This is a genomic window from Shewanella atlantica (assembly GCF_003966265.1).
Taxonomy (GTDB): Bacteria; Pseudomonadota; Gammaproteobacteria; order Enterobacterales; family Shewanellaceae; genus Shewanella; species Shewanella atlantica.
Genome location: NZ_RXNV01000032.1, coordinates 1 through 4,683, shown reverse-complemented (window position 1 = coordinate 4,683; position 4,683 = coordinate 1). Strand labels below are relative to the sequence as shown.

The window sequence follows — 4,683 nt, the reverse complement described above, 5'->3', positions numbered from 1 at the left end:
AGCGGTAGTTCAGTTGGTTAGAATACCGGCCTGTCACGCCGGGGGTCGCGGGTTCGAGTCCCGTCCGCTCCGCCAACACAAAGACGAAAGCCTCTACAGCAATGTAGAGGCTTTTTTCGTTATGGCGCCGCGGATAAATCCGCCTCAGCTACGCTAAAGCTTCGCGCTCGTATGCTTGTCGCTATCGCCACACTCGCCCACAATCATTACGATAAGCCCTAACAGAAATGTTAGCGCTTTTTCGTATCTCAGTTATATGGAAAATATACGAGCAGAGCGGTAGTTCAGTTGGTTAGCCTCTTTATAAATAGAAAGCGGCCTGTCTCACGTGCCGAAGGCACATTCGAGTCCCGTCCGCTCCGCCAACACAAAGACGAAAGCCTCTACAGCAATGTAGAGGCTTTTTTCGTTTTGAGGAAAAAGGAGCGGTCACTCTCAACCATCCATGGTCTACGTGACATTTGTGCATCCATGCACTTCACCGCTCTCGACCATCCATGGTCTACGCGCCATTTGTGCCTCCATGCACTTCGTAGTTCAGTTGGTTAGGGCTTTCATTAGAGATAGTCGGCCTGTCTCGCCGAAGGCACACGGGTTCTGCTTTTATTAAGATCTAGTCAAACAGCATCACTGCTTAACAGCCCAGTTCGGCATCCATGCCTATCGTTCATAAGCACATGACAGCGACATATTCACCCGCCAACACAAAGACGAAAGCCTCTGCACTTCCCATTAATAGAGAGTGCAGAGGCTTTTTTCGTGTCTAAATTATGGCTAGAACAAAGATAAAAGCAGAGCGGTCACTCTCGACCTATAAATACGCTACAATACCTCTTTTGCCATAAAACTACAGACTATGTCAGTTAAACCAAATTGTTCGCTAAAAACCTATAATACGTTCGGCATTGATTACGCCTGTAGTGAATTGATATCGGTAGACACGAAAAAGGAACTGATTAGATTATGCTCAACGCTTTTTTCTGAGAGGAAACCCTTTTTGGTATTGGGTGGCGGCAGTAATATTTTATTGACTGAAAACTATCTGGGTACTGTCGTTCAGGTTTGTTCGAAAGGGATCGTGTGTCATGAAGATGATGAGTTTTATTATCTGAGTGTCGAAGCTGGCGAGGGATGGCATCAACTAGTCGAGTACTGCCTGGCACACTCGATGCCCGGACTTGAGAATTTGGCATTGATCCCGGGAACTGTCGGAGCGGCGCCAATTCAAAATATCGGTGCTTATGGTGTAGAGTTCATGGAGGTCTGTGACTGGGTTGAGTTTGTCGATCTTCGTGATGGAAGAATAACTCGGTATAAGCGTGAGGAGTGTCAGTTTGGTTATCGTGATTCCATTTTTAAGGGAGCTTTAAAAGAGGTTTCTGTCATCACTAGCGTAGGAATTAAGTTAGCCAAAAAATGGCAACCTAACCTTTCATACGGTCCTTTAAAGCGGTATGAAAAAACAGAGGCGACTCCTAAGGACATTTTCGATTGTATCTGCAAAACTCGGAGTGAAAAGCTACCCGATCCCAAGTTAATCGGAAATGCCGGTAGTTTTTTTAAAAACCCCATTATTTCATCTTCGAAGTATCTGCAGTTAATTGAAAAATTCCCCTCGCTTGTTGGCTACCCTCTGTCCGATGGCTCAGTAAAGTTAGCGGCCGGTTGGTTAATTGATAATGCCGGCTTAAAAGGATTCTCTGTTGGAGATGCGGCTGTTCATGAGCAGCAAGCCTTGGTATTAATTAATCTTGGCCGGGCGACAGGCGAAGATATCCTTAAGCTTGCGTTAAAGGTTATTGAGATAATTAAAATAAAATTCGATGTGACTTTAGAGGCCGAGCCCAGAGTCATTGGAGCTTATGGAGAAAAGGAGTTAGTTGATGATTGAACATTGGGAAAGAAAACGTGCCATCATAACGACACTGAACTCCGGAGGCTTTGTGTCTGGTGAGGTTTTGGCTAAGCAGGCGGGAATATCGAGAACTGCTATTGCTAAACATATTGCCGGGTTAGAAGAATATGGCGTCGAAATATATAGCGTTAAAGGTAAAGGTTATAAACTGGCTAATAAGGTTTCACTCATCGATGAAAAGGAATTAACAACCGCTATCAAACAGCGTTGTTTCTATTTCGATGAGATCTCGAGTACTAATGCTTTTTTCCTAAAAAATGTCGATGAGCTGAATTCAGGCGATATCTGTGTGGCCGAATATCAGTCGGCCGGCAGAGGAAGACGTGGAAGGAGTTGGGTCTCTCCCTATGGGTGTCACCTTTATTGTTCGATGTATTGGCATTTATCACAAGGAATGGCGCAGGCTGCAGGTTTAAGTCTGGTTGTTGCCTGTTCTTTGGTAAAGGCATTGGAGTCATTCAATATTGAGGGGTTAGGGGTAAAGTGGCCTAATGACATCTACCTTAATGAAAAGAAACTCGCCGGTGTATTGATCGAGATGAATGGTCAGGCGGATAGCCATTGTCACTTGGTCATAGGTATCGGAATAAACGTTTCCATGTCCCAAGCCCAGGGGGAGAAGATCGATCAACCCTGGAGCGACTTATCTATTCAGAATCCAAATCTGAATAAGACCGATTTGATGGTGACCCTACAGAAACAATTATCTGAAGACCTCGCCGAATTTGAATCTCATGGTATGAGAGTATTCTTACCTAGGTGGCAAGAGATTGATATTTTTTATGGTAAAGAGGTCAAGTTATTGATGGGAGAAAATCAAGTGCTTGGTATCTGTCGTGGAATAGATGAAACCGGAGCGATTCTACTCGATACGAATAATGGCTTGGAAGCCTTTGTTGGCGGTGAAATCAGTTTAAGAAGCGCTGTCTAGCGCTTCTCATTACTTATCACTTTCGTAATAAAACTTGGCTCATTAAATGATCGTAGCCCTTTTGTAGGATCAGATGTGCACGATCGCGAGTGGGCTCGATGTTTAATTTTAAATTTGGTCCGTTAATGCTGTCCCAAATATTGGCCGCAATGGTTTTTGCTTCGTTATCCGCCAAGTTTGAATAGTGATGAAAATAGGATTTTTCGTCACTGAAAGCCCCACCACGAAATTGTAAGAATCGATCTATGTACCATTTCTTCAGCAATTGTTCTTCTGCATCGACATAGATAGAGAAATCGACAAAATCTGAAACGAATGGTTGTTGAATTCCGACCGCCGAGTCCTGACCGGACTGTAAAACATTCAATCCCTCTATGATTAGGATATCTGGCTGTTCTATGGCCTGGTAGTCATCTGTGAGTCGGTCATAGCTGATATGCGAATAAAGGGGAGACTTAACGTGTTCATTTCCCGCTTTGACATTGGAGATGAACTCTACCAACATCTTCATATCATAACTTTCCGGGAAGCCTTTTCGCTGCAATAAACCACGACGTTTGAGTTCGGCTAGCGGATAGAGGAATCCATCTGTGGTGACAAGATCTACTCTTGGGTGTTCTGGCCACTGGCTGAGTAGAGCCTGGAGAATACGTGCAGTCGTGCTCTTACCTACAGCGACGCTGCCGGCAATACTTATAATGTAAGGACGCTTGGGGGGCTTTCGACCTAAGAACTCGTTGAGTACCAAGCCTCGCTTTTGCTTTGCACCCACAATAAGATTGAGTAAACGGCTAAGTGGGAGATAAATATCGGTGACCTCAGTCAAAGATAGCTTCTCATTTATACCTCTAAGATCAGCAAGTTCTGGCTCGTTGAGTGTTAAAGGTACCGATTCTCTTAATTCTGCCCACTGTGATCTGTTGAATGCCAGATACAGTGCATTATGAATTGGATTTTCGGACGTCATTGGTTTTCTCCCTGTGAGGAGGCACAGTACACTAACAAATTATCTCGAACAATATTAAAGCTCACTTTCAACGAGATGTTTATGCAGACTTGGTTTGTGTGCTGTAAAAACAAACTCAAAGCTGATTTTGTAACCGAAAAAACAATTATTAAGGCTTTTTTTCATTTTTTTTCGATTTAGCTATTGCACTTGAGCCGACATTTCCATAATATCCGCTACCGAAATGACACGCCGGCATAGCTCAGTTGGTAGAGCAACTGACTTGTAATCAGTAGGTCCCGAGTTCGACTCTTGGTGCCGGCACCATTTCTCTGGAGGGGTTCCCGAGTGGCCAAAGGGATCAGATTGTAAATCTGACGGCTCAGCCTTCGAAGGTTCGAATCCTTCTCCCTCCACCATTTTCTAGGTAGTTAGGTAACCTGAAGTAGGTTGCGCGGATGTCGTATAATGGTATTACTCCAGCCTTCCAAGCTGATAACGCGGGTTCGATTCCCGCCATCCGCTCCAATTTTCGCTGATGTGCTCGCCCTTATGAGCACACCCTTACGAGGGTGAGGTTTTAAGTCACTGCCATCAGCGCCAGCCTTCTTCAAATATCCTATAAAAAACTAAATTGATTCGATGACATTTATGCATCGAATTTTTTGTTATATGTCGGTTTCATCACCAAGATATCTGATTGGGGCAATACCATGGCTAAAGAAAAATTTGAACGTAATAAACCACACGTAAACGTGGGTACCATCGGTCACGTTGACCATGGTAAAACTACTCTAACTGCTGCAATCTCTGCAGTATTGACTAAGACTTACGGTGGTGAAGTTAAAGACTTCGCACAAATCGATAACGCTCCAGAAGAGCGTGAGCGCG

Annotated in this window: 4 protein-coding genes and 3 tRNA genes; 6 read left to right on the top strand and 1 reads right to left on the bottom strand. The window is 44.2% G+C overall.

What is annotated here, in order from left to right; genetic code table 11:
- Window positions 1–856 precede the first annotated feature (856 nt).
- Window positions 857–1,891 (top strand): UDP-N-acetylmuramate dehydrogenase, encoded by a 1,035-nt coding sequence (murB, locus tag EKG39_RS23145; RefSeq protein ID WP_126508315.1) that lies wholly within the window; start codon window positions 857–859, stop codon window positions 1,889–1,891.
- Entirely contained in the window at window positions 1,884–2,846 is a 963-nt protein-coding gene (gene birA / locus EKG39_RS23140) for a bifunctional biotin--[acetyl-CoA-carboxylase] ligase/biotin operon repressor BirA (protein ID WP_126508314.1), read from the top strand. The genes murB and birA overlap by 8 nt, the downstream gene beginning before the upstream one ends.
- Before the next feature lie 16 nt (window positions 2,847–2,862).
- Here birA and coaA read toward each other — a convergent pair whose 3' ends face one another.
- Window positions 2,863–3,813, bottom strand: coding sequence for a type I pantothenate kinase (gene coaA, locus EKG39_RS23135; protein WP_126508313.1), 951 nt, complete (start codon window positions 3,811–3,813; stop codon window positions 2,863–2,865).
- 230 nt (window positions 3,814–4,043) lie between these two features.
- Here coaA and EKG39_RS23130 point away from each other — a divergent pair.
- The 4 genes from EKG39_RS23130 to EKG39_RS23115 form a co-directional block, all read left to right on the top strand.
- Window positions 4,044–4,119 (top strand) — tRNA-Thr (locus EKG39_RS23130).
- Between the two features lie 7 nt (window positions 4,120–4,126).
- Window positions 4,127–4,211, top strand: a tRNA-Tyr gene (locus EKG39_RS23125).
- A 35-nt stretch (window positions 4,212–4,246) separates the two neighbouring features.
- Window positions 4,247–4,320, top strand: a tRNA-Gly gene (locus EKG39_RS23120).
- 185 nt (window positions 4,321–4,505) lie between these two features.
- A partial coding sequence (locus EKG39_RS23115) for a GTP-binding protein (protein WP_246028595.1) occupies window positions 4,506–4,683 on the top strand: 178 nt, incomplete at its 3' end.

Coding starts and splice junctions, on each gene's coding strand:
- murB (WP_126508315.1), top strand. CDS start 857: ATGTCAGTTAAACCAAATTGTTCGCTAAAAACCTATAATACGTTCGGC.
- birA (WP_126508314.1), top strand. CDS start 1,884: ATGATTGAACATTGGGAAAGAAAACGTGCCATCATAACGACACTGAAC.
- coaA (WP_126508313.1), bottom strand. CDS start 3,813: ATGACGTCCGAAAATCCAATTCATAATGCACTGTATCTGGCATTCAAC.